Here is a 21,325-nt window from a genome sequence, read left to right as displayed (position 1 = left end):
CCGGGTTCACCGGGAATACCGGGTTCACCGGGAATACCGGGTTCACCGGGAATACCGGGTTCACCGGGAATACCGGGTTCACCGGGAATACCGGGGATGCCGGGAATACCACGCTCGCCGGGAAAGCCAGGTTCGCCTGGAATGCCTTGAATGCCGGGAAAGCCACGCTCGCCGGGAATACCAGGTTCGCCGGGAATACCGGGAATGCCTGGTTCACCTTGTAAACCGCGTTCACCAGTATCACCTCGATCGCCTTTAATGCCAGTTAGTCCCCGTTCTCCAGTTGCACCAGTGGAACCAATAGCACCTTTCAATTCAACAATATTGCCCCAAGTTCCATCAGGATTTTCAAATTGCAATGCTGTGTTATCCCACCGATGTTTTGCAATAACAAAATCATCATCAAGGATTATCAATCTGGTAGCGACAATTGCTCCAGCCGTCGCACCTCCAGTAAAGGTATTGAGCGTGAGAGGTAAAACTTCATCACCTTCGACAAAATCATCGTTAATAATGTTAAAAGTACAAAATTTAGTCCCCGATTCACTATCAAGCCATCCCAAAATTTGATTGGTACCAGTGCCGTAAGGATCAACATAATCTAGATTGCGTGTAGCCCGTGCAGGCGCTGTGCTACTGGAATTATTCACACGACCTGTAATCGCGCCCACAGAACCGTCCGATCGCGTAACTCCCACTCTCGCTGTTACCCAAGTACCATCCTCACGCACTTTGTATTCTGCCAATGTGAAACTTAGTTTTCCGGCTGACATATTTTTACCAATACATTTCTCACTAAGTATAGCAATTAAAAAGGAGTCAAGCGACTCCTTTGTATAACATTTTATTCTGTCATAATTTCTGAGTAAAATTACGGTAGTAAATAAGCAAGTGCGGGAATGTCTGTTGCTTTTTTCCAATCAGTTTCGGCACTCCAAAGCATACTGGAGGCATTTAAGCCCTTGGCTTTGAGTTCGTGTTCTGGCACTTCAGAAAATGCACCCGCTGCATCAGCTAAGTACCAGTTTTTTGATACCAGTGGTGGGGGAGTCATCGGCATCACAGGTGGAGCTGATGGTGGAGCTGATGGTGGAGTGACAGTGGGAATGGCAGAAACTGATGGTTGAACAGAATCAACAAACTTTTTGGAATATTTGAAACTTGGGCTGCGTTTTGCTGAAAGCGTAATCGCTACGTTGGCATGAGGATTACGGCCGGGACGTTCGGGCAAATCTTTGAAACTAAAAACGCCAAAGTTTTTCATTTCAACTTGGTTTCCCTCAAGGAGGGAAGCTTTTACGAATTCGACAAAAGAATCCATTACTTTGACGATCGTACCTTCAGGTAATCCGGTAGCTTTTTGGATAAATTCTGTGGTCATGTGAGAAAGCTAAGTGAGAGATTAGATAAATATTATCACAAATTTAGTTTTTTCTTTCTGTTCGCTTCGATTTAATTGAGAGCTTTCGCTAAAAATCAAATTGGTTGAGGTCTACGATCGAAGGATACTTTGATTTACGCGCCCCATGTCTAAAGCCAGGGGCTTGCGTCTCGCTTCTCGGTCACGTGTATGAGATATCAACCTTTAGATGGTGGATTCCTGACCCAGTTTTCCATTTCGATCGTGGTCATCATGTTAGGGTCAAAAAGCCAAGCTTCAGTGACAAAAAATCGTGTTTGAGATAAAACATAATCAGGTCTAACTCGATGGTTGTAAACTGCCATGTCACGAGTTTCCCCTACTTGCAAACCAGCTGTGTAGTCGTTGGCAATTGTACCAAAATAACGATATCCCTTTTCTAGTTCGTTATATCTCATAATTGTAACTGCTAATTTTTTGCCAACAACGTTTCCATTTTTGTCCAATGCGTCAATCCAAACAATTCTCATGCTTACAAGTTTTCCTGAGTAACCTAGTCTAGGATTACGATCGCCCCACGAATTAAGCATCTGTAATTGAAATTCGCTTTTGTGAGTATTGAAGATCTTAATTGCTTCACCTATTTCTCTGGTCGTACCTTTCAATTCTTTCAGAATTTCTTCAATCCAAAGCAAGAAAACTAAACCAGCAGAACCTGTCTCAGAGACGTGACAAACTTTCCAATAAGCAGCAGCCCAACTATCTGCACTATATGTCTTTCCGCCTGATGGTTCATTAGGTTTCAAGGTTGCCAAAATACTATCACGTTTAGATTTAAAAAGTTGCGAAACTTCCTTGATTTTTTGGGAACTACCTCCATTTACTTTCTTCCATTCGATCGCATTGTTAATTTGTGCTGCGTAATCCAACCGAACCGCATTAGCTAATTCTAGTTGATGCTCAACATTCGGATAGAGTTTAAACAAAGCATCTTTATAGGCTACTGGTGATGAAACAATCCCTATATCAGGTTTTCTCCAATAACTATTAACAGTTTTTACAATTTGGCTAATAGTATCAGTTGCTGTTTCATCCACCGGGCAAGGGTATTGAGAATAAACCAACGGGTCTTTAAATCCTTTGAGCCAGGGGATCTGACTGACACCGATCGAATCTATATACTCTGTAACAGCGTTTATTCCAACCATATTATTAGGATATGCTGACTTAAGGCTATCGACAGCAATCTGAACTTGTTGAGACAGAAAATCAATAATTTTCATATTCTTAATTTCAGTTTGCAATCCGCCGGGGGGAATATCAATGTAATGATGCTCTACACCAGCAGCAGCAGCACGACCAAGTAAATTAGCAGCAACCCCAGTAAAATTATTCATCGAATTAATTGCTATTTCTCGCAAATCTCCTTTCAGTGCAATTTTGTCAAATTTCTCAGTTTTAGGAGCTTTAGGAAATCTACTTATTGCTTCTGCTAATGCAGGAAATCTTGTCACAGGTATTAATTGCATAAAGTCGCCATCCGTATCTCTACCAAGTCCCAGTAATTGTTTCCTGGTTGCTGCAATTAGTCCAGTTCCATTTGCATAGGTACCTTCATGGACATTTCGCCAAATCTGACAATCTCCCCAATGTCTCATGGGATTGCAAAATACTATGTAAAATCCGGGTCTAAAATCCGGTGCACACATGACTTTTTCGCCATCGGGTGCGCCATCTTTGTAGTAAACATCTAAGCTTTCATCCGGTTGACACATCACCGAATAAAAGCGAACTCCGCCTGCTGTAGCAAGCACAAGCCATTGCAACTGTAAACGTTCTTGAATTTTCCGAATAATGTACGGATGCAAAAGTAATACGCCATGCACATCAACCTGAATAATTCTAATCAAAGGGCTAATATATTCGCCTTCCGATTGCTCGTAATTGTCGATAATATCTGCGTTTGGATTTAGCAAACTATCATCTTTCACCGCTTGACTAACTCTCAAAATTTCTGCCAAGTCTTTGATAGAATTGTAGGCTTTTGCTAGCTTTGCACATTTTTCCCGCAAGGTTCGCATAATACTATAATTCCCATTATTGTGTTTCAACAAAGCACTCATCGGGAACCATTGGAAGAACATCCATCCTGGTTTTGCCATTCTTTGTTCTCCTTCAAAAACCAATCCCATTAAAATAACATCTTCATAAACTCCCTGTTCCAGCTTTTTACCTTTAAGGGAACTAAGAGGAATTACTAAATCGTATTGTCCACCTAATTCTGTATCAAGAAATTTGTTGTAGGCGATCGTACCTTTTCCCACCCATTTATCCCGGACTGCCATTCTAAATTGAATCGGAATACTTAAATCTATTATTTTATCTTCTTCTTCCTCGTGAGCTTTGTTAAGCCCCAAAAATTCCATTAAACTCTTACTTGCTTTGGCGTGACTATCTCCTGTTCGCCAATGATATGAATGTGTTTTGTCATCTTCAAGCGCACCTTTTTCATTAACTCGCTCATCATCAACGACAATATATTTGATTTTTTTGTAAACCATCTGCTTACATCCAGTGTGCAGAATACTTCCATAGATTATTCTTTTCCATTGAACATCGGCAGTGTTGCCATAATAGTTCTCTCCAATTTCTTCTGAGTTGAATAGAAATCTTCCATGTGTTCTGCTATTGCTAGCTAAATCTAGTGAAAATCTTTGGGAATCTGGCGGTGTAAATGGATTCAAGAAATTCGGGTTTTTTGTGTCATTGGTAATTGCACCAATAATAAACCTGTCTGCTGGTTTTGGATACAATGCACCAATCATTGTGTTCCTTAATACCACTGGCGGAACCGATAAATCCCATTCTCTTTTTAAACAATTCCACACCCTCCAGGTTGAGATGACAGATACAGTTCCGGTGACTGTATCTGCATCAATTAGCATATTATTCCAATCAGTAGCCATATTTTCAAAATAAAGTGAATGTTTGTAACATTGTAGCCCAATTACCTAGTAATTCTGCGATCGCTTCTTCTCCTACAGTTAATATTGGATTTTCAGTATCTAACAAATTAAGAACCATAACTGGTTTATCATCATCATCTGTGGCAACTCCATACAGTTGAGAAAAATCATAGATTGATTCAGCTTTCAACTCTCTTGCTATTCGTTGCATTTCCGACCGCATTTCTGCCCTGTTTGTATCGTATAAATGAGCGGTACCTAGCGAGAACATAGTATCGCTAGTTTTACCATACACATATAGATTTTGTCCAACTAAAGGTTTATTTCTCATAGCTAAAAGAATCAATACCGCTGCTCCAATAATTGGCGCAGCATAAGGCATTAAAAAAGTCCAGGCAGCGCTAAACATTCCTGTATGAGCAAAAACCACTGGAATTAAACTTTTACCTGCTTTTATAACTGATGCAGCCAAAAATCGGTAAGCATTTGCCCCAGACGAACCAAGAACTTTGAGAACGATCGAGGTAACTGTATGTTTCAGAGCATCCAACATTTGCATTGGAAATCCAGCCAATCCTTTGAGAAAAAAGCTGCTAAGAAGCCAAGAAGCGATCGAACCAATAATTGCTCCAGCGCCTGCGATTGTCGCTGCACCACCGACTGCTATGGGTACGATCGCATTGGCATAAATGTTTTGCTGGGAAATTGAGCTAATCCCATATTTGGAAATTGAACCAATATCCCAATTTAATGTCGATCTAACTTCATAATCAGAGTTGGCAAATATGAGTGGAATTTGCCCTGTTCTCATTGCCATTGTAGCCTTTGTTGCTCGATCAAGTTGAACATTTGCACCTCGCCTAGCATTGCCTTTCAGTTCTTCTATTTTCTGAACCAAAATATCAATAATTCCAGCCGTCTTAGTCATAGCTTGTTGTCGCCATTCTTCCATGATTGCCAAAGGATTTTCTGGTTTTTCTATAGCAGCGATTTGGTCTTCTATTGCTGCTAATTCAACAGATAATCTTGGTAAATTCAATGATTCATTATGTGCTATTACTGCCGATTCATACAAAGATTTATCCCTACTCGAAGGCTTGATATTCCCCAACAAACTCAGCCCACGCCCAGCTAGATTTTGTTGATAAACTCGTGAGTTTCTAGCAAGATTAATGCCATAAACTGTCTCACAAAATACTTTCCCTACATTGGCTGTAGTCAATTGTAAATTTATTGCTGATGTTACCACATCTTTTACAGCAACCATTGCTGGAGATTCCATTACAAATTTGATATGTGGCAAACTTGTATACCAATCTTTACCGTTAGATATTGCTTTATCAACTGCATCAACAATTGGCAAAACTTGTTTTCCTATCCAGATTTCAGTCATGGTCACTAAGATAATTAACTTAAACTATTCTATCAAAGAAGCCAGAAATTGTATCCGCATTAATGCCACAGCAGCTTGTAAGGGTACGATCGACCTGCCATAAAAACTCACACATTCTCTGCGTCCAGGTGTCCGGGGGGATAGTCCTGATCGGATTGGTGGGTTTGCCCAGTTGTGTGCATCAAAACTGATTCCGCCCAGCCAGGGGGGAATTTCATTAACCAGGCGCACACTGCCGGGTTTAGTTTTTTCGATCGCTCCAATCTCCCTTGCTCTTTTAATATCCGCTCCAATGTTGTCTGACCACTCGGTGAAGTTTTGCCGTTCCCTAAGCTGTAAGTCAAAACGGTAGGCAATGATGAACACGCGCTGTCTTTGGTGCGGTGCGCCAAGCTCCGACGCGCTGATAATTTCAATTTCTGCTTGATATCCAGCCAGCGTGAGTCCGGCAATAATTGCTCGTAATCCTCGATTGATAAGTCCGATGGGATTTTCGATGATGATAAATTTTGGTTGTCCGATCGAAATGCACCGCAGCGATTCAAACCACAATCCACTTTCTTGATGCGAAAGACCTGTCTTGGTTCCGGCTGCGGAGGTGCCGACGCAAGGAAAAGAATTATAGTAGATATCGGCGGCTTTTGGGATGGGCTGGTAAGTTTTGACATCTGAATAGATGGGGATGTGGGGAAAGTGCGCTCGCAATACTTTTTGAGCTTGTGAATTGATTTCGATAAATTCGATCGTCCGAAATACTGGATAATTACTAACTCTGTTCACCACTGCCGATGCTAATTCCCATGCACCAATTCCAGCAAAAAAGTCTATGCAATTCAAAGTTTTCAAAATGCTTCGCTTTAGAGTGATGAGAAAATCGGGAAACTATGGGTATAATTTCCCGCAACTGTCTAAACTATTTCTTCACTAATTTTATCATGTCTAAGATCATTTTTGCAGGGATTCAAGGACAAGTTTTAGAATCAAGTCCTAATGGCTCGTTTCTGGTTGTTAAGTTATCCGATCGCATCACAATTTGTGGAGCAGTCGTAAATAAGTTTGATTGGGATATCGCACCCGATGAAGATTCCGGTTTTGAAAGTTTCATCACATACATTGGTGTTCGTTCACAAATTGATGCTGATCGAATCAAACCATTACTTCAACAAAATGGAGCATACTTTGGGAAAGATGGCTCAGATCCAAGAAAAAGTAAACGGTGTCGATCGTACCCATTTGAGTTAAAAGTTCGTGGTCTAGAAGCAGATTTTGTGGTCGATTGCATTAATGAAGGATTGATTAGTTAACATTGGGTTTCTGCATTATTGCGTGAGCCAAGCCTACGGCAAAATGGTGTTGTTTCTCGGTGATTATAATGAAAATCCAACGTACTCGACACCAACTCGCCTGTCGCCAATTCATCAAAACTTTCTTCGCTATGAAGAAGTTTGAACAGCGCGAGAATGAGTTGTGTCATAAACCGTTCTCTGAGTTTGAAGAATGTCTGGATGCAAAGCTTGAATTTCTGAAAGATGACTTTACTCCTGAAGAGTTGCATAATCTCAGAAATTCAGCTTTACTTCAGCATTTCTTGGTGAAGTAATTAAAGCTTTAGTTCCCCCTTGGGGACTAAGGCTTTTTTTTTAGCTGTGAGGCGATCGCAGAAACAAGTAAAACCCAGGAAATTACGTTTTGGGTTTTGTCTAGTCACGATCAGCCTAATGCTGAACTACTTGTGAGATTTGTTAATTATCTTGCAAGTCGGTAAAAAAGCCTTAACTTCTACCTAGAAGTTAAGGCTTTTTTTTTAGACAAGAGGGTCTTTGCATTATTGCGTGAGCTAAGCCTACGGCAAAAATGTTGTTCTTTCTTTCGGTAATGACCATGAAACTTTCACTTTACCAAAAATTTAAAGCTTTGGAAGCACTCGTTCAAGAAATTTCCCAATCACCTGACTTTCTTGAATATTGCGAACAAAAGTCTGATTTAACACCAGAAGATTCCATCGCAGAACACGATATGTTTTCGATCGAATCTTCCGTTAACTTCTTCTTAAATGAGGAGAATGAAAAGATTGAGTTTCCTGATGGCAGCTATCTAAGGAAAATCAATGAATCAGACGGTTATGATATCGACTACAAAGGTTATTTCATGTTCTTTGATGTGCATGAACAGCACAATCGAGGCTTTGACATCTATGAAAGTGTCGAACAATTTGTAGAAATGGAAGCCTATGAGTTTCGTGGTGATTCTGTTTAGTTAATCAAAAAGTCTTAGCTTCCTTCTTGGAAACTAAGGCTTTTTTTTTAGACAAGATTCTTACAGTAATTCTTTGCATTATTGCGTGAGCCAAGCCTTCGGCAAAATGTTGTTGTTTCAAATCGGTAACTGTCATGACCATTCAAATCAGAAATATCAAAGAGTCCCTGAACATCTTTGATGTTAACCGTAGCTCAGGCAAATATTTCCACAAACAAAATGGGGAAAGTATTCTGATGACTACTGACGAGCAAGAATCCTTTAAGGCTACCAACTTCGTAGTTGGCTATGCTGGTAAGGATATTAAGCTTTCTAGTTGGGCTGACAAGCAAGGTAAAGGTTTGAACAATATCAATATTGATATGAAACCTGCTGAGCTACGTCAGTATCTTTGGACTTTAGTTCAAACTGACTTCGCCACCATCACAGATCGAAAACTCAGGATAGCTCAAGGTTATTATACTTTGCAGCAATTCAAGACGATCGCAGAAACAAGTAAGACCCAAGATATTACGTTTTGGGTGTTATCTGGTTATGATCAGCCCAACGCGGAGTTACTTGTGAGATTTGTTAATTATCTTGCAAGTCGATAAAATAAAACCTTAGTTTCTCCTTAGAAACTAAGGTTTTTAATTAAACTACCAAAGGAATCATCATGACCAAAGTATTAATTTCTGGCAATCGATCGATTAAAACACTACCTATTGAGGCAATAGCTTCAATAGAAAGAATCATTGCCCAAAACTTTCACATAATCATAGGCGATGCGGATGGCGTTGATTCCCTAGTCCAACAATATCTGAAAAAACAAGGATATCAAAAGGTAACAGTCTATTATGCAAAATTCAACAGTTTAGGCAAACCTAGAAATCATCATGGGTTTCCTACTGTGTCGGTAGCAGGCAATTACTCTAATCGCGATCGCATGATGTGTTCGATCGCAGATTATGGGTTAGCTATTTGGGATGGGCGTAGTTCCGGCACCAGAGCCAATATCAATCGTGTTCCATTAACCAGAATAATCCAAGGTTAAACCAAAATATTGATTTGTCTTGAAATAGCAAATCAATATTTTGCATTACTGCGTGAGCCAAGCCTACGGCAAGAATGGTGTTCTTCTTCTAGGTAATTATGATGTTTCAAGTAACAATCGAACCTTTTGTCGTCAATTTCACCCAGATCGTAGATATCGATCATCGCCCTTGGTCTATGGGTGAACTTAATGATTGGATTTGGTCTATCCAAGATTTCAATACTACTTGGGGAATTGAAAAGACTCTTGAACTTGCGATCGATCGTTCAAAGCAAGCAATCGCAGAACTTCAAGATGACTTTAACTTAACCTGTGAGCAAGTTATTTCTGAGAAAAATCACATTTGCTGGAATACATCTTCTGAAGATATAGAATTTTAGGATTTAAAGCTATGGTTCTTGCTAAGAATCATAGCTTTATCAGAAGAAGCAAGAGCAATGCTTCGCTTGAAATGTTAGCCAATTTTTTCGTTATTAACTTTACCTGGTACTTATCATGGCTCTCAATATCCCTTCCTTTTCCGAAAAACGTGCTTCTCAATTACGCGATGCAATTCGCATCATCGCTTGGGATACTTACAAAACTGAAAATCAGATCAAAGGCAAGGACAAAGCCTACAAAGCTTATGAAGTTTTCAAGGTTGAATGGGAATCTCATGAAATTCATGAGTTAGATTACAATGGTGTAGTCGAATTTGCTCTTGATTTGGGCTATGAAATTAAAGATTTATTGGCAGTTCGCACAGAACATTACATTCGTCGTAATGAACTGAATGGCACTGCCAAGAAGTACGACATAGCTTTGAATAAAGACAATCCATACGACTTTTAAAAAGAAGCCTTAGTTTCCCCGTGGAAACTAAGGCTTTTTTTTTAGAAAAGATTCCTACAATAAGTCTCCGCATCATATCGAAAGCTAAGCCTTCGGCAAAATAGTGTAGTTTCAAATCGGTAACGATTATGAATATCAGAGTAGAAGAAGTCGATTTCGACAAATTAGACACTGAAAAAGTAAGTTTAGTCGTTGATATCTGTGACAACACAGTTTTTAATGTCAGCGAAGGCAGCTATAAGTTTCATACAGATGATTTGCGACAGTCACCTTTGTACTGTCCATTATCTGTTGAAGCTTATCGATCGATGTTGTGGATTGAGATTAAACAGTTTTTACCTGTTTATCTCGAAAGAAAAGCCACCAAAAGTAACCGAACTAACCTTCTAGGTCGTTACTTTCATACTCTAGTTAAGTTAGCAGAACGATCGAAAGAAGTTGATATAAAACTTCTTTACCTAACTAATCAAGAGCAAGCCGAAATGTTAGCAAGATGTATCAAATATCTCGCAACACAAATTTAACAAAAAGCCTTAGTTTCCCCTTGGGAGCTAAGGCTTTTTTTTTAGAAAAGATTCCTACAATAAGTCTCCGCATCATATCGAAAGCCAAGCCTACGGCAAAATAGTGTAGTTTCAAATCAATGACGATTATGTTACACCTCAAAGGAATATTGACGATCGACCAACAAATTCGATTAGTTGAAATGTGCCGAGAAATTGCTACAGTTGCACCTTTCATCACACCTGTGATGCCGAGTGGTCAACCTTTCAACTGCCAACAAACTAGCTGTGGACAGGTTGGCTGGACGAGTGACCGTGAAGGTTATCGTTATAGTCGCACACAGCCTAATGGTCGAGCATTTCCTGCGATGCCCGACAGCTTAGCTGACTTAGCAATTTATGTTGCCAGGTTAGCTGGGGAACAAAGTTACATCCCTGACACTTGCTTGATAAATTATTATCCAGCAACTGTCAAAAGTAAACTTGGACTCCATCAAGATAATACTGAAGTGAACCTATCACCAGCTATTATCAGCATATCGATCGGCGATGATTGTGAATTTCTAGTTGGAGGCACTAAACGTAGTGATCCAACTAAGAGCATAATTTTGCGATCGGGCGATATCTTAGTGATGCACGGTCAATCGCGACTTGCTTATCACGGAGTTAAGCAAATCATCCCCAACACAGCCCCCAAAAGCTTGTTGAAAAATGGTGGACGCTTGAATATGACGATCCGCCAAGTGTTTTAGAAATAAAAAGCCTTAGATTCTACCCAGAATCTAAGGCTTTTTAAAAATATTGTTAAAGTAATTCTTTGCAATATACTAACATCCAAGCCTTCGGCAAAATGGCGTTATTTCAAATTGGTAATGCCATGAATGTATTGATTGAGTTGAACGGTGCAAGAATTGTTCAAGCAACCGAAATTGATTTTAATGCGATCGGTGTACCAGTTGGTTGGTATTTCTGGCAATTTGCACTTGGCGATGTCGAACAATTAGGTTTTTGCGAAACCTATGATTTGGCTGCCAAACAACTTATGGAATTTGTTTGTTCATTGCAAGATTAATTCATAGGTATCTAAAAAGCCTTAACTTTCAACCAGGAAAGTTAAGGCTTTTTTGTTAGAAAAGATGCCCACAGTAATTCGCTGCAATACAAATATCCAAGCCTTTAAATCGAGGCGAACGGCAAAAATGATGTAATTTTTTTGTGGTGATGACATGACTACTTTAATCGAAAAATTGGTATCGATCGTAATTGTCGGTGAACTATCTGCAATTGCTCTTATTGGTGGAACTGGATTAATCGGTTATGCCAAAATAACTGGAGCGATGTTACAAATTCATCAAACATCAAAGCAATCGCAATACGATGCCATCGTAAATTACGGGCAAGTTCGTAGTGTAGCGATTTATAGCAATCCACCAGCGATTGCTGAATGTTTAGATAGAGTTTGTAGTAACCCTGTGCCATTGCCATCTGGCATTGAAATTAAATCTACTTTCAGAGGTATTGACTCCCGTGTTGCAGGGAAAGCTGGTAGCGATCGAGCTACCTTGATTAGTTGGCAATCAGAAACCAACGCTGGCATTGGCGGCAGTCACGGACAACATGGAACTGTTACGTTTAGCCATCCTTGGACAAGAAAGAAGTTTTGTCTTGTGCGAGGTGGAGCTTCTGGTAACACAGGTTCTTGGTCAATTCGCAAAGATAAACAATGCAAATAATTAAAAAGTCTTAATCTACCTATTTTGGGTAGATTAAGGCTTTTTTTTTACTTTGCATCTGCAATAGTTATTTCAAAATCAGGAGAAATCATGCAAGTTGTAAATGGCAAAACTGATGGGTTTATTGGCAAAGATAAAATCTACATTGGTAGAGGTACTAAAAAACTCCCACGCAGTCCACTAGCAAATCCATATTCCATAGGATTTGATGGCAATCGAGAACAAGTAATTAAACTTTATCGAGAATGGTTGTGGTATCAGATTAATATCAGCGAACATAATCCTAATGGAGCATTGAAAAAATTGTTAGCGATGGCACGGTTAGTCAAAGGTGGCAAACCACTAATTCTGACTTGTTATTGTGCTCCATTGGCTTGTCACGGGGATGTAATAAGAAATGCTATCCTTTGGTTGATTCGAGAAAACAAAGTTTAATCAGTTAAAATTCTTAGAAAGGTTGTTAAAACTACACCATAAAATGCTTCGCTTTTGGTGGTGTAGTTTATTGACGTTTCATGTACTCACCACAATTTGAACTATTGGACTATCAAATTGCGATCGATCGAGAAATCAACCAAGAACCAGAAAATATGGAATATCATACAGCTTTTTTCACGGGACATCGAAATATCAACGATATCCGTGGCAAAATTCTTCGGTTAATACATCTTGCTATGAGACAAGGTGTTCGAGAATTTTGGTCAGGAATGGCTTTCGGTACAGATTTATTAGCAGCAGAAATTCTTGTAGAAAGAGGAGTTCGTTGGAAAGCCATCATACCATGTCCCCACCAATCCATAAAATGGTCGCAAACCGACCAAGACAAATACCAGAATTTGATAGAAAACGCCAGCGAAAGAATACTGATTTCAAAGCAATATACACCCACCTGCATGATGGAACGCAATGCTTACATGGTGAAAAATGCAGATTTGTGTTTGGCGATTTGGGACGGTCGGCGAGAAGGTGGCACATTTCACACAATCCAAATGGCTCGTAAAGCCAACAAATTAATTTTTCAGTTTAATCCCAAAACTGACGAATTCTCCATTTTGGAACCGCCTAATCAACTAAGCCTTTTCTAGCTCTCCAATAAACCTTATCAGCCCCTGGATACCCAGGGGCTTTCTTGTCATGCCAAAGCGAGTTAAAGCCTTCTTTTCTGGAAATTATTGGATTGACACCCATTACCGCCGACAAATTGAGGGATTGATTGATTTGGCGATCGAACAAAATGTCCGTCAATTCCTCTGTGGGATGACACTTGGTTTTGACCAGGTAGTTGCCGATATCTTGATTGCCCGACGGCTGCCCTGGACTGCTGTACTGCCACATCCCAACATCGATCGCACTTGGAAAACTCGCCAGCGGTCACGGTTTCGCAAGCAATTAGAGCTGGCAACAGAAACCGTGATTCTATACCCTCAAGGATTTCACAACTCTAGAGCGCTTGTTGTGCGCCACATGGTGCGTAAATCTGATATTTGTCTGAGCGTCTACACCGGAACTAATTGGGATGGCATTCTGAAAACTGCTCACAATGCTCCCGGTGATGTTATTGACTTGGCGATCGCAAACAATCTTCTGGTTTACCAATTTAATCCACTTGAAAAGATTGTCTGGATTACAAAACCACCACAACAGCTTTGTTTGCCTCTGAGTTTTGAACAACCGTTCGCCTCGATTTAAAGCAATGCTTCGCTTGTCCATGTTGATTTTTTTCAATAAATCTCTAAAACTCTCACCAAACATGACTAAACGCAAAGTTACAGGTCACATCAAGGGGCGAATTACTAAGTTGGCAGAAGAAGCAATCGCCGTCGGGTTAATCGTGGCTTACGAGGCTACCAGCCTTGGCTACAAACTCAAGTTTCCTGATGTTCTTGAAGATGTTGAGCTTAGTTGCGTCGCTGCGGGCATCTATCTTCTGCAAATACTAGGCAAAATCAAATAGCAAAATCCAATAGCAAAAATCTCTGCTTTGCTTCTGAAGAGCAAAGCAGAGATTCTGCTACGGAAGAAAGTAATGCTTCGCTTAAAAGTGGTGATGAGATGTGGAGTCTCATCACCGTTTCCTTCCAGTTCTGCTGTTCATTTACTCAATTTATCATGACTTGCACAACTAATCCCAAAAAGTTTCAAGAATACAAGACAAAGCTTGCTGAAACTGTGCTTGATGTTCCAGTAATTGTTGAGCGGTTGCAGGCGATCGGATTTCACGATGTTAACTTCAATGATCCAGCCGACATCCGTGTCGCTTTAGCTGAATGGTTCAGTGAATTGATTGACCAGATTAATGAATCTCCAGAAGATTTCATCCGCATTCACTGCACAAAATACTTTGACAAAATGCTTCCAGAACCGTGTGACTCCGACTGCTATCAAGCATTATCTGATGATAATTCTGATAATGAGGTGATGTTGCCAATCATTCCACGTAATCCTGTAGTTACTCAGGTTCAATCAGCGATTGAGATTCACTCAGTTACTGCCTCAGTAACTTACTCTGTGGCAAAGGTTAGCCACATAATTCAATAACAAAAAGCCAGCGGGAAAGGTTCATTTTCCCCGCTGACTCCTAGAAAAGATTCAGTTCAATTAGTTTATTGTATCATGAATTACCTGAAACAATTGGCAGAATTGAAAGCACAGATTGCTCAACTTGAGGCGGGCATTGAATCGTTTATGCCTGATGCGATTGTCGAAGCGATCGACATTGTGGGCAATAACTTGGCTACCAACGGCAAAAATATGGTTTACCATAATGGCAAAACCAAAATTGTCTTAGTATTTCGGAAAAAGTACGATCACGACTACCCGAAATTACTCAGGTTAGATGAGGATATTTTGGATGAAACTCTGAATCTTAAACAGAAGAATGCAAAGCGAATTAAAGAAATTGCCGATGCGATCGAACAACTTCAATTAGCTCTGGCAGAACTTGAAGAAGAATCAGCGCAGATTATCCAATCTCCGTACTTATCAAAGTTGCGGGGATTGCATAGTAAAGTGATTGAAGAAATCACTTATTTGTCGCCATCATTGTCAGTTTACTTACCCAAAGAATAGGTATAAAATGAAAACAGTAAAATATCGGTTCAACAGAAAACTCGGTGAAATATTCCTTGATGAAAATGGTGAACTAACTTCAGTTGGAAACAATTTACAAATAATTGTTTTGTGGGCTTCAGAACCAATCTGGGGCAAACCTTTCGAGAATATGCCTGCACAGAATTGGATACAGCTAACTTTTCTCGCAGAGTACGGTAATTGGTGTCACGCCGTCTTAAGCGATGGCACAACCAATGCTTTAGAGCGATGGATTGAGTATCGAAAAAAACTTGAAGACGAGGCGATCGAACTTCAAGAAGTCATCACAACCATAAGTTTTGAGGTTATTGACTCTCAACACCAATGGTTTGATTACACATTCTCTGGTATTCGCGGGAAACCAGGATTGGGCGATCGAATGCGTCAGCTAATCAAACAAAGCAAGTTCCCCTTGATTGAACCATTGAACTTAATCAAGTAATACTCATGGGATAGCCTTCTATCCCAGTCAATTTCTTTTCTGTAATGCTTCGCTTTTAAGTGTTGAGCTTTGTCTCAATTATTCACTTACTCACTTTCTCAATATCATGACTAAGAAATCTGTTTCCTCTGATGCTGTTGAATCTACTACTTCCACTGAATCAATTGCATCTGAATTTCAATTTGATCCTAGCTTAATGGGTGAAGAATTCAATGCAGTTCGCATCCCACGGCTTCCCTATGGAATCGTCATCAACGACAATCCCTGTGGCATCTTTATCCCTGAGAAAAATGCTATCAAGGCTGGCTGGACTAATCTCGAAGGATTGACGGAGATTGATTTGGCATCAGGAGCCAAGGAAAAGGGGTTGTTCTTTTCTACTATCCGTATGGCAATTCTCGGTAATGTTGCACCGTACATCCGGTACAAAAATGCCGAACAAAATGGCGATTTAGCAGGAACTGTAGTGGGTTCCTATGAGTTCGATCGCACCTTACTTGATAAAAAGACAATGGAAGTTGTCAGTGAACATCTGGTAATGTTTGTGGATGAATCCAACAATTTGCTGCACACACGCCCGATTCGGATTCGGTTCAAGAATGTTGCTTTGTGGTGTTTGCGTGAATCGTTGGAAGAGTTCTACACTGCGATCGAACTGGTGTTTGCCAAGTTGACCCAGGGGAAAGCTAGTGGCAAAAATGATAAATGGCGCAGTCTTTGCGTCTTCTGTGCGACATTCAAGGCTGTCAAAGAAGGCGAAGGTTCCAACCGTTCTTATTGCATGAAAGTAGAAAGTTGGGTTATGCCTTCGATCGACAACTTTGGCTCAATGTTTCTGGGTATGAAAGCCCAAAAAGACGCCATTTGGGAGTCTTACGACATGAACATCGGTTCATTAGAAGCCAAAGCTTTATCTGGCTCTAGCCAAGCTTTGTTGCGTAGTGCTGATTAATTAGTAAATTGTGAAAGCTAAGATTTATCTTAGCTTTCACTCAATTAAACACAACGCAAAACAGAATTATGTACAGCAAACATCAAATGGCAGCAGCAGAAATCGCTGAAGGTTCGATCGAAACTCCATTATCAAGCGAAGAAATCTTAGCTGTAGCTGCAACAGAATTTTTAGGTATTAACCCACCTGCGAAAGCAAAAGAAAATTGGAAAAATGAACACTCAATTAGCAAAGAAAGTCTTGCGAAACACTACATTCAAGAATGTCTCAAATACAAACCTCAGTGGAGAAATATCTTAAAAGGATAAATCGAATAAGGTTAATTTGATTCAAAACACTCAAAGCACAAAAGTTCCTGAAGTCTGAGAAAAATCTCAGACTTCTAAAGTAATGCTTCGCTTACAGAGTTGTTTGTTATTTTCAGAAAACCAAATGAATCCTTCACTCATCGCTAAATTTGAAGTAATCTCTACCATGATTCATCAAATCAAAGAATCTCCAGAATGGGCAGAATATTCCACTATTTGCAATGCTGGACTTACAGAAGAAGATGACAAATATGGTACTAGCGAACGAGATTTAGCATCAATAGAAAATGCTGTGGTCTATTTGCTATCAGGAATTTCTGTTGATGAAGCAGTTACGCGAACGATCGAACAAACGATCATGTTCTTTCTAGCAAACGGAAGATTCCCAGATTCTGAAATTCTGTAAGTTTCTTCAGTTCAATGACCATTTTGTTATGATTAACAAAATGGTCATTAAATAGCAAAATCTCATTTCAACAAACCAACAATTAAGGGAAAACAAATGAGTACAATTTCTTGGACAGACATCACCTGTAATCCAATTCATTTAGTACGACCTGATGGTTCTCATGGTGGACATTGGTGTCAAAAAGTGTCACCTGGATGTACCAATTGTTATTCGGAGACTCAAAACCAAAGTAATTATTTCAAATTTGCAAGTAAATTACGATTTACAGGTGAAGTACCTGAAAACTTAATTTTCGATGAAGAGGTGATGAAAAAGTTAATAGGAATGCGTAGCAAAGCGGGGCGTAAGCCATCGAAAAAGAAAGTATTTCTGTGTTCAATGACAGATTTATTCGGGGAATGGGTAAAAGAGGAATGGATTGATTTAGCATTTGCTTACATGGCGATCGCAAATCAACACACATTTCAGATATTAACAAAACGGGCTGAACGGATGGCTAAGTATTTCAAATCAGGAGCAAGGCAACGCATCAGAATAGCAGTTGTTGATTTAGGTCGCCAACTTAATCTGAAACCGGAAACTTATGAACCCTACGAAACTTTTGATTTTGAATGGCCATTAGCCAATGTTTGGCTTGGCACTTCTGTCGAGAATCAAAAAGCTGCGGACGATCGAATCCCGTGGTTAATTAAAACTCCGGCTGCTGTGAGGTTTTTAAGTTGTGAGCCGTTGTTACAAAAAGTGATTTTAAAAGCAGAGTATTCACAGAATTTGAACTGGGTGATTATCGGAGGAGAATCAGGTAGTGGCGCTCGTCCATGTCATCTTGATTGGATTCAATCGATCGTCCAACAATGTGCAACAGCGAACCTCGCTGTATTTGTCAAACAACTTGGTTCAAATCCAGTCGATAACAATTACGTCATCAAACCCAAGGATCGTAAAGGGGGTGAAATCAGCGAATTCCCTGAAGATTTGCAAATTCGCCAGTTTCCTTAAATATAGAATCAAAAGCAAAAGCAAGAGCAATGCTTCGCTGTTAGTAGCGTTATTCTGCTTTTGCTTTTACTTGATAAGAATATGCAACAACCGAACAAAATTTCTCGAAAGCGCACACTAGAACTATTCGAGAAACTCAACAAAAGTTTGCTAGTCAAGATTCGAGCCGATCGCAGTTACAAAATGCCCAGAAAATATATTAGCTGGGAGACAATTAGCGCATTAGTGTCAGTGTCTTTATCAAAATATAACGATGGAGGGGACAAAAGTACATACATCCACAATGCCAAACTAGCACTATGGTTTGTTCAAGATGCACCAGTTTATTGCTTAACCCCAGAAATAGTTGAAGCATTCGATCAAACTGATGTACTGCACAAACCACAGGTAATGATGAACTGGAAACCATCGTTACCCAGTTTTCTCTTGGCGCTTCCCGAACACTTTGTCACACCGGAAGGTGGCAAAATTGATTATTTATTAGTTTCAAACACAAGTCCAGAGCATCCAGAATGGCATCAAGGACAATGGAAACATGGAGAAATCGAGGAAATACCCGAAGAATCAAAGTTGCTTTTTCACATTAGCACTGTGGATAGCAACGAAACTGTGTGGACTTCTGTTACAGCGATCGACGACAAAGGCAATTTAATTTACGAAAAAGATGCTAACTTTGGTTCAGCAAAACTTTCTTGTATTGACCGCGAATTTCTTGAGACAATCCGTAATCTAGTTTTGAATGTCATGTTAGCGATCGAACACACACCAGAACTTTTTGCCACAGTTACCGAATCTGAAACAACCAAGTCAAGAGGTTTTGCTACCAATCCAAAAACTCAATTAGTCAGGTTTCCTCGTTGGGTTGGTAAAAATTATCGAACAAAGTCTGAATCTTCTGATGCGATTAGAGGTTCAGTTCGTTCGCTTCGATTTAATCGCACTGGCGACGGGGACATTGGCGTGTTCTTGAGGCTGGAGAACGTTGGAAACAATCAAAACGGATTTGGATTGAACCAGTTTTCGTCAATAGTTAACAAATCAATTACGCACAATTCATCATTGTCGATTGTGCGTAATTGCTTTAAAGCAAACACAAAAATTACACAAAAACAAAATGCTAAACAATCATATCAATCTCCCCAAACGGTGTAATCGCAACAAAACTTTTACTATAATCGCCAATTGCAAAAAAGAATTGATTCAAAAAATAAAAGCTGATCGCTCTTACAAAATGCCCAAAAATTACATCACTTGGGAAACCCTAAGCATCATCAGCGCACTTGCTCTAGGGACATCTAGCATCAATTACGCGACCGTGGATATTTCAACCTTTGTCCACAGCCACCGATTTGCTCTATGGTTCTGTCACAATGCTCCGCTGTATTGTTTGACACCAGAATTACTGGAAGCGTTCGAGTGCACAGATTCTCTCCACAAACCAGGAATCTTTGCTGGCTGGCAACCGTCGCTCCCGTATCTGTTGGTAGCACTGCCACGGCACACCGTTTTTACACCAGATGGTGCCGAATTCGACTATTTATTGATTGCGTGTGGGAGTGCGGACAAACCCGAATGGACTCGCGGACGTTGGCGGGATATCGAAATTCCCAGTTTTAATCAACATAATTTGAATTTTCAATGGGCAACCATTGATAGCAAAGAAACGGTGTGGATGAGTGGAACTGCGATTGATTCGGACAGTAACTTGATTTATCAGGAAAATAGCAGTTTAGGGAAATCGACCTTAACTGTTGAAGATCAAGTTTTCATTCAGGGCATCAGAAACCTGGTGGTCAATTTATTGCTGGCATTGGAATATTCGCCAGCATTGCTATCGGATGTCGTAGTAGGCGAGACAACCTCGAAACAAGGATTTGGCAAGTCGAGCGCCAGTGGGAGTGGGAGCGTCAGAAATACACAATATCCCCGTTGGCTTGGCAAAAACTATCAGGCACCCACATCAATTACGGAAAGTAATGGCAATCACGCATCGCCACAATCCCATTGGAGACGCGGACACTGGCGAGTTTTAGAATCGGGTGAAGGTCGGCGCTGGAAAGAATCAAAGAGGCTGTGGATTGAACCAATTTTAGTAAATGGTTAATGGTTAATGAGACGAACGCACAATTCATCAATTTTCCTGGTATTGTGTGCGATCGATTCCTGTGCCAAAACTTTGAGATTCTGAATATTGGTAACACTGCAATCATCGAGAGCATCATTAGCATGATTCAGCGCTACCTGAAATCGGTAATGCTGCGATTTCTGCAAACTATATTCGATTTGGATTGCTACAGATTCACTCGTGCCATCCAACATGATATTGATTAACGGGTCAAGCCAATTGACTAATCCCCAATTGCGAGATTGTTCGTAGGAATATTTGCGAGTTAAATGTCCAGTTCCCAATGAAACCAGCAAAATGTCTTCTCGATTGCTAAGTGTGGTTGCTTCTGAAGAAGCGATCGCAGATGGATTGTTAGCAAAAACTCCGCCATCAACAAAGACTCGGTTGCCAACGCGATATGGTTCAAAAAGTGTTGGTGCAGCAGTAGTCGCCATCGCTGCTTCTGCCATCGTGAAACCGCTACAAACTTTCTCAAAACTTTTACCGCGTTTGTTGGAGTTGCTGAAGAATACCGGGACTCGTTGAGCAATATCGTAGGCGGGAATCAAAATATTTGTCAGTGCTTTATTAAGTGGTTCCCGACCCAACATATCTCGAATTACTTGTTTACGACCGATCGAAGAATATTTAGGACGTAACAAATCATCAACTTTTAGCTGACTTTCGATCGGTGGTTCATAAAAGATTTCTCTGCCCCGACAGCGGTAAACTTCGATTATTTGTTCGATCGAATACCGTGGGTTTTTATCAAAATCAGGTGCGACTAATCCCAGCGCCAACAGCCCTCCGGTAGATGTGCCCGCAATCAAATCGAACATCTCCCATATCCGTTTGCCTGTCCGTCCCTCAATCTCCGCTAACATCATTGCTGGGATTATTCCTCGGATTCCCCCACCGTCGATCGATAATATCTTCATATTTG

Annotated in this window: 30 protein-coding genes and 1 pseudogene; 24 read left to right on the top strand and 7 right to left on the bottom strand. The window is 40.3% G+C overall.

What is annotated here, in order from left to right; genetic code table 11:
• From QUB68_RS25120 to QUB68_RS25100, 5 genes and pseudogenes are all read right to left on the bottom strand, one after another.
• A pseudogene (locus tag QUB68_RS25120) lies at window positions 1-773 on the bottom strand (hypothetical protein); the annotation flags it as partial.
• A gap of 98 nt (window positions 774-871) precedes the next feature.
• Window positions 872-1,381, bottom strand: coding sequence for an HU family DNA-binding protein (locus QUB68_RS25115; protein ID WP_332997563.1), 510 nt, complete (start codon window positions 1,379-1,381; stop codon window positions 872-874).
• A gap of 197 nt (window positions 1,382-1,578) precedes the next feature.
• Window positions 1,579-4,326 carry a hypothetical protein gene (locus QUB68_RS25110; protein ID WP_332997561.1) on the bottom strand — a complete coding sequence of 916 codons (2,748 nt, stop codon included), beginning with the start codon at window positions 4,324-4,326 and terminating at the stop codon, window positions 1,579-1,581.
• A gap of 4 nt (window positions 4,327-4,330) precedes the next feature.
• Entirely contained in the window at window positions 4,331-5,719 is a 1,389-nt protein-coding gene (locus QUB68_RS25105; RefSeq protein ID WP_332997559.1) for a hypothetical protein, read from the bottom strand.
• A 24-nt stretch (window positions 5,720-5,743) separates the two neighbouring features.
• Complete coding sequence (locus QUB68_RS25100) at window positions 5,744-6,556, bottom strand: DNA cytosine methyltransferase (RefSeq protein ID WP_332997557.1); 813 nt, start codon at window positions 6,554-6,556, stop codon at window positions 5,744-5,746.
• Window positions 6,557-6,654: 98 nt separating this feature from the next.
• Here QUB68_RS25100 and QUB68_RS25095 point away from each other — a divergent pair, with 98 nt between their 5' ends.
• The 10 genes from QUB68_RS25095 to QUB68_RS25050 all read left to right on the top strand — a co-directional run bounded on the left by QUB68_RS25095 (window position 6,655) and on the right by QUB68_RS25050 (window position 11,414).
• On the top strand, window positions 6,655-7,023 hold the full coding sequence (locus QUB68_RS25095; RefSeq protein WP_332997555.1) for a hypothetical protein: 369 nt from the start codon (window positions 6,655-6,657) through the stop codon (window positions 7,021-7,023).
• 68 nt (window positions 7,024-7,091) lie between these two features.
• Window positions 7,092-7,319 carry a hypothetical protein gene (locus QUB68_RS25090; protein WP_332997554.1) on the top strand — a complete coding sequence of 76 codons (228 nt, stop codon included), beginning with the start codon at window positions 7,092-7,094 and terminating at the stop codon, window positions 7,317-7,319.
• 281 nt (window positions 7,320-7,600) lie between these two features.
• Window positions 7,601-7,975, top strand: a complete 375-nt coding sequence (locus QUB68_RS25085) for a hypothetical protein (protein ID WP_332997552.1) — start codon at window positions 7,601-7,603, stop codon at window positions 7,973-7,975.
• A gap of 134 nt (window positions 7,976-8,109) precedes the next feature.
• Window positions 8,110-8,568, top strand: coding sequence for a hypothetical protein (locus QUB68_RS25080; protein ID WP_332997550.1), 459 nt, complete (start codon window positions 8,110-8,112; stop codon window positions 8,566-8,568).
• Between the two features lie 62 nt (window positions 8,569-8,630).
• Entirely contained in the window at window positions 8,631-9,008 is a 378-nt protein-coding gene (locus QUB68_RS25075; RefSeq protein ID WP_332997548.1) for a hypothetical protein, read from the top strand.
• A gap of 98 nt (window positions 9,009-9,106) precedes the next feature.
• Complete coding sequence (locus QUB68_RS25070) at window positions 9,107-9,388, top strand: hypothetical protein (protein ID WP_332997546.1); 282 nt, start codon at window positions 9,107-9,109, stop codon at window positions 9,386-9,388.
• 115 nt (window positions 9,389-9,503) lie between these two features.
• Window positions 9,504-9,839 (top strand): hypothetical protein, encoded by a 336-nt coding sequence (locus QUB68_RS25065; protein WP_332997544.1) that lies wholly within the window; start codon window positions 9,504-9,506, stop codon window positions 9,837-9,839.
• A 128-nt stretch (window positions 9,840-9,967) separates the two neighbouring features.
• Entirely contained in the window at window positions 9,968-10,363 is a 396-nt protein-coding gene (locus QUB68_RS25060) for a hypothetical protein (protein ID WP_332997542.1), read from the top strand.
• A gap of 119 nt (window positions 10,364-10,482) precedes the next feature.
• Window positions 10,483-11,094, top strand: coding sequence for an alpha-ketoglutarate-dependent dioxygenase AlkB (locus QUB68_RS25055; RefSeq protein ID WP_332997539.1), 612 nt, complete (start codon window positions 10,483-10,485; stop codon window positions 11,092-11,094).
• A gap of 65 nt (window positions 11,095-11,159) precedes the next feature.
• Window positions 11,160-11,414 (top strand): hypothetical protein, encoded by a 255-nt coding sequence (locus QUB68_RS25050; protein WP_332997537.1) that lies wholly within the window; start codon window positions 11,160-11,162, stop codon window positions 11,412-11,414.
• A gap of 21 nt (window positions 11,415-11,435) precedes the next feature.
• Here the strand turns inward: QUB68_RS25050 and QUB68_RS25045 are convergent, their stop codons facing one another.
• Complete coding sequence (locus tag QUB68_RS25045; RefSeq protein WP_332997535.1) at window positions 11,436-11,570, bottom strand: hypothetical protein; 135 nt, start codon at window positions 11,568-11,570, stop codon at window positions 11,436-11,438.
• On the opposite strand from QUB68_RS25045, the gene QUB68_RS25040 reads away from it, so the two are divergent.
• The 14 genes from QUB68_RS25040 to QUB68_RS24975 all read left to right on the top strand — a co-directional run bounded on the left by QUB68_RS25040 (window position 11,569) and on the right by QUB68_RS24975 (window position 20,379).
• On the top strand, window positions 11,569-12,075 hold the full coding sequence (locus tag QUB68_RS25040; RefSeq protein ID WP_332997532.1) for a type II secretion system protein: 507 nt from the start codon (window positions 11,569-11,571) through the stop codon (window positions 12,073-12,075). The genes QUB68_RS25045 and QUB68_RS25040 overlap by 2 nt on opposite strands.
• A gap of 90 nt (window positions 12,076-12,165) precedes the next feature.
• Window positions 12,166-12,510: a DUF4326 domain-containing protein gene (locus tag QUB68_RS25035; protein WP_332997530.1), complete on the top strand. Its 345-nt coding sequence runs from the start codon at window positions 12,166-12,168 to the stop codon at window positions 12,508-12,510.
• An 80-nt stretch (window positions 12,511-12,590) separates the two neighbouring features.
• Window positions 12,591-13,160, top strand: a complete 570-nt coding sequence (locus tag QUB68_RS25030; protein WP_332997528.1) for an SLOG family protein — start codon at window positions 12,591-12,593, stop codon at window positions 13,158-13,160.
• Between the two features lie 49 nt (window positions 13,161-13,209).
• A complete protein-coding gene (locus tag QUB68_RS25025; RefSeq protein ID WP_332997526.1) occupies window positions 13,210-13,764 on the top strand; it encodes a hypothetical protein in 555 nt (184 codons plus the stop codon).
• Window positions 13,765-13,825: 61 nt separating this feature from the next.
• On the top strand, window positions 13,826-14,029 hold the full coding sequence (locus QUB68_RS25020) for a hypothetical protein (RefSeq protein WP_332997524.1): 204 nt from the start codon (window positions 13,826-13,828) through the stop codon (window positions 14,027-14,029).
• Window positions 14,030-14,184: 155 nt separating this feature from the next.
• Entirely contained in the window at window positions 14,185-14,613 is a 429-nt protein-coding gene (locus QUB68_RS25015) for a hypothetical protein (RefSeq protein ID WP_332997522.1), read from the top strand.
• A 75-nt stretch (window positions 14,614-14,688) separates the two neighbouring features.
• Window positions 14,689-15,144, top strand: coding sequence for a hypothetical protein (locus QUB68_RS25010; protein WP_332997520.1), 456 nt, complete (start codon window positions 14,689-14,691; stop codon window positions 15,142-15,144).
• A gap of 7 nt (window positions 15,145-15,151) precedes the next feature.
• Window positions 15,152-15,607 carry a hypothetical protein gene (locus QUB68_RS25005; RefSeq protein WP_332997518.1) on the top strand — a complete coding sequence of 152 codons (456 nt, stop codon included), beginning with the start codon at window positions 15,152-15,154 and terminating at the stop codon, window positions 15,605-15,607.
• 106 nt (window positions 15,608-15,713) lie between these two features.
• The gene (locus QUB68_RS25000; RefSeq protein ID WP_332997516.1) at window positions 15,714-16,559 is read left to right on the top strand and encodes a DUF5895 domain-containing protein; all 846 of its coding nucleotides are present in this window, start codon (window positions 15,714-15,716) and stop codon (window positions 16,557-16,559) included.
• Window positions 16,560-16,645: 86 nt separating this feature from the next.
• On the top strand, window positions 16,646-16,867 hold the full coding sequence (locus QUB68_RS24995) for a hypothetical protein (RefSeq protein ID WP_332997514.1): 222 nt from the start codon (window positions 16,646-16,648) through the stop codon (window positions 16,865-16,867).
• Window positions 16,868-16,991: 124 nt separating this feature from the next.
• Window positions 16,992-17,273, top strand: coding sequence for a hypothetical protein (locus QUB68_RS24990; protein WP_332997512.1), 282 nt, complete (start codon window positions 16,992-16,994; stop codon window positions 17,271-17,273).
• 96 nt (window positions 17,274-17,369) lie between these two features.
• Entirely contained in the window at window positions 17,370-18,275 is a 906-nt protein-coding gene (locus QUB68_RS24985) for a DUF5131 family protein (protein WP_332997510.1), read from the top strand.
• 81 nt (window positions 18,276-18,356) lie between these two features.
• Window positions 18,357-19,427: a hypothetical protein gene (locus QUB68_RS24980; protein WP_332997509.1), complete on the top strand. Its 1,071-nt coding sequence runs from the start codon at window positions 18,357-18,359 to the stop codon at window positions 19,425-19,427.
• A 163-nt stretch (window positions 19,428-19,590) separates the two neighbouring features.
• Entirely contained in the window at window positions 19,591-20,379 is a 789-nt protein-coding gene (locus tag QUB68_RS24975) for a hypothetical protein (RefSeq protein WP_332997507.1), read from the top strand.
• Here the strand turns inward: QUB68_RS24975 and QUB68_RS24970 are convergent.
• Complete coding sequence (locus tag QUB68_RS24970) at window positions 20,376-21,320, bottom strand: patatin-like phospholipase family protein (RefSeq protein ID WP_332997505.1); 945 nt, start codon at window positions 21,318-21,320, stop codon at window positions 20,376-20,378. The genes QUB68_RS24975 and QUB68_RS24970 overlap by 4 nt on opposite strands.
• Window positions 21,321-21,325 lie beyond the last annotated feature (5 nt).

The organism is Microcoleus sp. A006_D1 (assembly GCF_036702805.1).
Lineage (GTDB): Bacteria > Cyanobacteriota > Cyanobacteriia > Cyanobacteriales > Microcoleaceae > Microcoleus.
The sequence above is the reverse complement of the archived record's forward strand: the minus strand, read 5'-3'. Positions and strand labels throughout refer to the sequence as shown.

Excerpts from the sequence above, each read along its gene's own strand:
- QUB68_RS25110 (WP_332997561.1), bottom strand. The coding sequence starts at position 4,326 with ATGGCTACTGATTGGAATAATATGCTAATTGATGCAGATACAGTCACC.
- QUB68_RS25000 (WP_332997516.1), top strand. The coding sequence starts at position 15,714 with ATGACTAAGAAATCTGTTTCCTCTGATGCTGTTGAATCTACTACTTCC.
- QUB68_RS25005 (WP_332997518.1), top strand. The coding sequence starts at position 15,152 with ATGAAAACAGTAAAATATCGGTTCAACAGAAAACTCGGTGAAATATTC.
- QUB68_RS24980 (WP_332997509.1), top strand. The coding sequence starts at position 18,357 with ATGCAACAACCGAACAAAATTTCTCGAAAGCGCACACTAGAACTATTC.
- QUB68_RS25060 (WP_332997542.1), top strand. The coding sequence starts at position 9,968 with ATGAATATCAGAGTAGAAGAAGTCGATTTCGACAAATTAGACACTGAA.
- QUB68_RS24985 (WP_332997510.1), top strand. The coding sequence starts at position 17,370 with ATGAGTACAATTTCTTGGACAGACATCACCTGTAATCCAATTCATTTA.
- QUB68_RS25085 (WP_332997552.1), top strand. The coding sequence starts at position 7,601 with ATGAAACTTTCACTTTACCAAAAATTTAAAGCTTTGGAAGCACTCGTT.
- QUB68_RS25030 (WP_332997528.1), top strand. The coding sequence starts at position 12,591 with ATGTACTCACCACAATTTGAACTATTGGACTATCAAATTGCGATCGAT.
- QUB68_RS25035 (WP_332997530.1), top strand. The coding sequence starts at position 12,166 with ATGCAAGTTGTAAATGGCAAAACTGATGGGTTTATTGGCAAAGATAAA.
- QUB68_RS25105 (WP_332997559.1), bottom strand. The coding sequence starts at position 5,719 with ATGACTGAAATCTGGATAGGAAAACAAGTTTTGCCAATTGTTGATGCA.
- QUB68_RS25015 (WP_332997522.1), top strand. The coding sequence starts at position 14,185 with ATGACTTGCACAACTAATCCCAAAAAGTTTCAAGAATACAAGACAAAG.
- QUB68_RS25065 (WP_332997544.1), top strand. The coding sequence starts at position 9,504 with ATGGCTCTCAATATCCCTTCCTTTTCCGAAAAACGTGCTTCTCAATTA.
- QUB68_RS25025 (WP_332997526.1), top strand. The coding sequence starts at position 13,210 with ATGCCAAAGCGAGTTAAAGCCTTCTTTTCTGGAAATTATTGGATTGAC.
- QUB68_RS25095 (WP_332997555.1), top strand. The coding sequence starts at position 6,655 with ATGTCTAAGATCATTTTTGCAGGGATTCAAGGACAAGTTTTAGAATCA.
- QUB68_RS24995 (WP_332997514.1), top strand. The coding sequence starts at position 16,646 with ATGGCAGCAGCAGAAATCGCTGAAGGTTCGATCGAAACTCCATTATCA.
- QUB68_RS25115 (WP_332997563.1), bottom strand. The coding sequence starts at position 1,381 with ATGACCACAGAATTTATCCAAAAAGCTACCGGATTACCTGAAGGTACG.
- QUB68_RS25070 (WP_332997546.1), top strand. The coding sequence starts at position 9,107 with ATGATGTTTCAAGTAACAATCGAACCTTTTGTCGTCAATTTCACCCAG.
- QUB68_RS25055 (WP_332997539.1), top strand. The coding sequence starts at position 10,483 with ATGACGATTATGTTACACCTCAAAGGAATATTGACGATCGACCAACAA.
- QUB68_RS25090 (WP_332997554.1), top strand. The coding sequence starts at position 7,092 with ATGAAAATCCAACGTACTCGACACCAACTCGCCTGTCGCCAATTCATC.
- QUB68_RS25045 (WP_332997535.1), bottom strand. The coding sequence starts at position 11,570 with ATGTCATCACCACAAAAAAATTACATCATTTTTGCCGTTCGCCTCGAT.
- QUB68_RS25075 (WP_332997548.1), top strand. The coding sequence starts at position 8,631 with ATGACCAAAGTATTAATTTCTGGCAATCGATCGATTAAAACACTACCT.
- QUB68_RS24970 (WP_332997505.1), bottom strand. The coding sequence starts at position 21,320 with ATGAAGATATTATCGATCGACGGTGGGGGAATCCGAGGAATAATCCCA.
- QUB68_RS24990 (WP_332997512.1), top strand. The coding sequence starts at position 16,992 with ATGAATCCTTCACTCATCGCTAAATTTGAAGTAATCTCTACCATGATT.
- QUB68_RS25020 (WP_332997524.1), top strand. The coding sequence starts at position 13,826 with ATGACTAAACGCAAAGTTACAGGTCACATCAAGGGGCGAATTACTAAG.
- QUB68_RS25080 (WP_332997550.1), top strand. The coding sequence starts at position 8,110 with ATGACCATTCAAATCAGAAATATCAAAGAGTCCCTGAACATCTTTGAT.
- QUB68_RS25040 (WP_332997532.1), top strand. The coding sequence starts at position 11,569 with ATGACTACTTTAATCGAAAAATTGGTATCGATCGTAATTGTCGGTGAA.
- QUB68_RS25010 (WP_332997520.1), top strand. The coding sequence starts at position 14,689 with ATGAATTACCTGAAACAATTGGCAGAATTGAAAGCACAGATTGCTCAA.